The 5,012-nt window shown below is 59.4% G+C and carries 2 protein-coding genes; both read left to right on the plus strand.

Annotated elements, in window-relative coordinates; genetic code table 11:
• Nucleotides 1-2,289, plus strand: a 2,289-nt coding sequence (locus tag CJZ78_RS14560) for a hypothetical protein (protein ID WP_158217099.1), incomplete at its 5' end; no start/stop codon positions are given.
• Nucleotides 2,290-2,299: 10 nt separating this feature from the next.
• The coding region (locus CJZ78_RS13175) for a DUF499 domain-containing protein (RefSeq protein WP_094561756.1) at nucleotides 2,300-5,012 on the plus strand (2,713 nt) is incomplete at its 3' end.

Below are 5,012 nucleotides of genomic sequence, written 5' to 3' on the forward strand. Positions count from 1 at the left end.
GAAGACGTGCTCTACTACGGCAAGTGGATGCGCGATGAAGCCGAAAAGCGCATTGGCCACCTCTACCCGAAGGTGGAGGTGACAGCTGAGATGGCGAGAGAACGACCCGACCTGAATCCCTACGTTGGCCAAAAACTCACCGTGATTGCCTGGATCTGGGCTCGAACGGTGAAGAGTCCAAACCCGGCATTTGCTCAGGTAGAGGTTCCTCTCGCTGCCACCTTCATGTTGTCTACGAAGCCAGGCAAGGAAGCCTATGTGGAGCCGATAATCGAATGCGACGGATATCGGCTCTCAGTGAAGGCAGGCAGGCCTAACAATGCCATGTCTGTGAAGGAAGGTACGAAGTTCGGCCGTGGTAACTTCCGTTGCTTGATGTCGGGAAATCCGATTGAACCAAGGTACATAAAGGCCGAAGCCCAGGCTGGTCGCATGGGAGCTAAATTGATGGCGATTGTGGCTGAAGGTGCGAGAGGACGTGTCTACCTCGATCCCTTGCCTGAACAGGAAGCAATAGCCAATCAGGATCAGCCTGCTTGGAAGCCTGATTTCGAGTTCTTCCAACAGGCTCTTGGCTTTCGTGTCGGAAACTACGGCATGAATCGATGGAGCGATCTTTTCACTAACCGACAGTTGGTTGCACTCACTACTCTCTCTGCCCTCATAGGTGAAGTCCAAGAACTAATAAGACATGACGCACTTCGGGCTATTTCCATAGGTGCATCTAAGCCCCTGCGAGACGGGGGAGCTGGAGCATTGGCTTATGCTGAAGCGATCAGCCTGTATCTGTCTTTTGCTCTTAGCAAGCAAGCAGATCTTGGAAATAACCTTTGCAGGTGGGAGCCGATAGCTCAATGTCCTCGACAGCTTTTTGGTCGCCAAGCGATACCAATGATTTGGGATTTTGCGGAAGGCAACCCGATGGGCTCCAGCTCTGGGTCATGGAGCGTCTTTGTCGGAGGAATTGCAAAAGCTTTTGGCAAAGCATTTGAGTATGTGCCAAAAAATGCAGCTGGCCTAGCGGAACAGAATGACGCATCCACGCAAAGCATTTCTCTGGCAAAAGTAGTTTCGACTGACCCTCCCTACTACGACAACATAGGCTATGCCGACTTGTCTGACTTTTTCTACGTCTGGCTGCGCCGATCGATGAAGCCTGTCTTCCCGCAGCTTTTCGCAACGCTGGCTGTGCCCAAAGCTGAGGAGCTCGTTGCAACTCCTGCGAAGCATGGTGGGAAAGAGAGCGCAGAGGCCTTCTTTCTTGATGGAATGACTCTGGCTATGCGTCGTATTTCCGAGCAATCTCATCCAGGCTTTCCAGTTACAATCTACTACGCATTTAAGCAATCAGAAACCACAATTTCACTGGGTACCTCCAGCACTGGCTGGGAAACTTTTTTGGACGCAGTGATTCGAGCAGATTTTAGTATTAGCGGGACCTGGCCTATTTGCACGGAAAACGACAGCCGTCTTCGTGGACAGTCTTCCAACGCTCTGGCTACCAGCGTCGTGCTCGTTTGCCAACACCGTCAGGAATCAGCATCCTCTCTTGCCCGCAACGACTTCCGCCGCCAACTTCGTCAGGAAATGCCGCACGCCTTGAAAGAGTTGGAGCGGGCCAACATCGCCCCTGTCGATGTGGCCCAGGCGGCCATTGGTCCAGGCATGGCCATCTACAGCAGTGCCAAGGCCGTTCTGAACCCCGATGACAGCCCGATGTCAGTGAGGGAAGCTCTCATCGAAATCAACACCGCCCTCGATGAATACCTTTCTCAGGACGAAGGCGAACTCGATGCCGACAGCCGCTTTGCCCTCACCTTCTTTGAGAGCTACGGCTATGAAGAGCGCTCCTATGGAGATGCAGAAGGTTTAGCAATCGCTCGCAACCTCTCCGTTGATGGGGTTGCAGAAGCAGGAATCCTCTCCTCCGTAGCTGGCAAGGTGCGGCTCTACCAGCGCGCCCAACTTCCAGACGATTGGGATCCCACCACCGATCGACGTCTCTGCGTTTGGGAGGCCACTCAGCACCTGATCAAGCGTCTTGAAGCCAGTGGGGAAAGCGCCGCTGCTGAGCTACTGCTTCAGCTCAAAAAAGTCTCCGGCCATGGTGATCTCGCTGCCAACTGCCGTGCCCTTGCCTACCGCCTCTACAACCACTGCGAGAAGAAGAAACAGGCAGAAGAAGCCCGCTCCTACAACGGCCTGGTGATCGCCTGGCCGGAGCTGGAGCGCCTCGCATCAGCTTCCTCCACCAGCTCGTCTGCACCCCGCCAGACCACCCTGATCTGATCCAATCCCCATGGCTCTCTCCAACCGCGACCGCATCGGCAAGACCCTGGATCAGCTCCGGGATGGCCTGCTGCCTTACCTCAGCCGTGAGCTCTACCAGGGCCTCGGCAGCAACTGGCAAGACAACCTGCCGCCCCAATTCAACAATCTGCAAGACGTCTCGGTGCTGCTGAGCCTGTTCATGGAGCACTGGGGGGGCATCTTCAAGCGGTTGCTCAGCCAGTCGGATCGGGCCTATGTCAGTGAGCTCAAGGAAGCCCGCAACAAGTGGGCCCATTCCGAACCCTTCTCCTCCGACGACGTCGACCGCTACCTCGACACCGCAATTCGTCTCTGCCAAAACATCAGCGCCCCCGAGCAGGCAGAAGCGATCCGCGAACTGCGGGAAGAACTGCAGCAGGTGGTGTTTTCCGAGCGCGTCCGCAACCGCACTCGCGCCCGTTACCAGGCCACTACCGAAAGTCAGACCAAAGCGGGTCTCGTTCCCTGGCGCGAGGTAATCACCCCCCACCCGGATGTCATCTCCGGCAAGTACCAGCAGGCCGAGTTCGCCGCCGACCTTGACCAGGTGCGCCGCGGGCTCGGCACACCCGAATACACCGATCCAATCGAGTTCTACCGCCGCACCTTCATCACCTCCGGCATGCGCGACCTGCTACGTCGCTCCCTGCAGCGGCTCAATGGTCAGGGCGGCGATCCGGTGATCGAGCTGCAGACCAACTTCGGTGGCGGCAAAACCCACTCGATGTTGTCGCTGTATCACCTCTGCTCCGGCACTCCTCTGGCCAACCTTCCCGGCCTCGATGAGGTTTGCAGGGAGGTGGGCATCCATTCGGTGCCCAAGGCCTCACGGGCTGTGCTGGTCGGCACGGCCTTCAGCCCAGCGGAAGCAAGCACCAAGCCCGATGGCACCGTGGTCAACACCCTCTGGGGTGAGCTGGCCTATCAGCTAGGTGGCTCGGAAGGCTATGCCCGCATCGCCAACAGCGATCAGCAGCGCGTTGCTCCTGGTGCTCAGGATCTGGCCGCGCTGTTCAGCTCCACCGCTCCCTGCCTGATCCTGGTGGATGAGTGGGTGGCCTATGCCCGCAACCTGGTCAGTAATCCCAACCTGCCAGCCGGCACCTTTGATTCCCAGGTGTCCTTCGCGCAGGCGCTCACAGAAGCGGCCAAGCAGGTGCCGAATGTGCTTCTGCTGATCTCCGTGCCCCAGAGCACCAATGAAATCGGCGGCAGCGATGGCGAAAAGGCCCTCGATGGCCTGCGCAATGTGGTCAACCGCATTGCCTACGAATGGCGTCCCGCCAGTGGCAATGAGGGCTTTGAGATCGTCAGGCGCCGCCTGTTCGACACCATCGCCACCAATGAAGGTGGTGCCGCCCGCGATGCGGTGGTTCGGGCCTTCAGCGATCAATACGCCAACAACAAAAACGAGTTTCCCTCCGAAACCCGCGAGCCCGGCTACCGAGACCTGCTTACTGCCGCCTACCCGATCCACCCGGAGCTGTTCAAGCGGCTCTACGACGACTGGAGCACCCTCGATCGCTTCCAGCGCACCCGCGGCGTGTTGCGACTGCTGGCCAAAACCATTGAAGGGCTCTGGAACGGCAACAGCAAAGACCTTTTGATCATGCCCAGCTCGGTACCGATCGACGATGCCGATGTCAAAAACGAGCTGCTGCGCTATCTCGACAACCAGTGGGAGCCGATCATTTCCCAGGACGTGGACGGTCCAGATTCCACCCCCGCCCGGCTCGATAGCGAAAACCCCAATTTCGGGCGGGTGAGCGCCTGCAAGCGCGTGGCCCGCAGCCTCTACATCGGTACCGCCCCCGATGCGGAAACAGAGCGGCCAGGCATCGGCGATCAGCGCGTCAAACTGGCCTGCGTCATGCCAGGCGAACCGATCGCCACCTTCGGGGATGCCCTGCGCCGCCTCGGCGATCGCGGCCGCTTCATTCAGCAGGATGGCGACCGCTACTGGATCGATACCCGTCCCAACCTCAACCGCACTGCCGAGGACTATCGCGAGAGCTACCTGCGCCAACGCCAGGAGCTGAACGCTGAGCTCAACACCCGCCTAGCCAAGGAGGCCAGTAGTCGTGGTGAATTCGCTGGCCTCCATGCCGCACCCGTCGATGGCAGCGCCGTGCCCGATGAGCCCTCCACCCGGTTGGTGCTGCTAGCGGCAGAGCACACCCACCGCAAGGGGGTGGAGTTCAGTGCGGCGCGGCAGTGGGTGACTGCCTGCCTGCAGAGCAAGGGCAACAGCCCACGGCAGTACGCCAACACCCTGGTGTTCCTTGCCCCCGACGAAGACGCCATCGAAAACCTGTTCCAGGCCCTGGCCGATCGCCGCGCCTGGCAGCGCATCACCGACAACGCCCTGGAGCTGAACCTCAGCGTGGCCCAGAAGGAGCAGGCGATCAAGAAGGTGGAAGAAGCCACCACAGCCGTCGCCAGCCGCATCCCCGAAACCTGGTGCCACCTGCTGATCCCCTACCAGCAGGCCCCAGGCCCCAATGGCGCCCAGTGGGATGAGAAGAAGCTCAGCAGTGGCAAGGGCAGCCTCGGCCAGCGCAGCAGTGAGAAGTGCGAGCAGGAAGACCTGCTGTTCCGCTCGCTCGGTGCCCGGCGCCTGCGCGACGACCTCAACCGCTTCCTCTGGGTGGAGAAGCCCCACGTCCTCGTGCGTGATCTAGTCGACTGGTGCCGCAAGTACC

It is taken from the genome of Synechococcus sp. 8F6 (genome assembly GCF_002252665.1).
Classification (GTDB): domain Bacteria; phylum Cyanobacteriota; class Cyanobacteriia; order PCC-6307; family Cyanobiaceae; genus Cyanobium_A.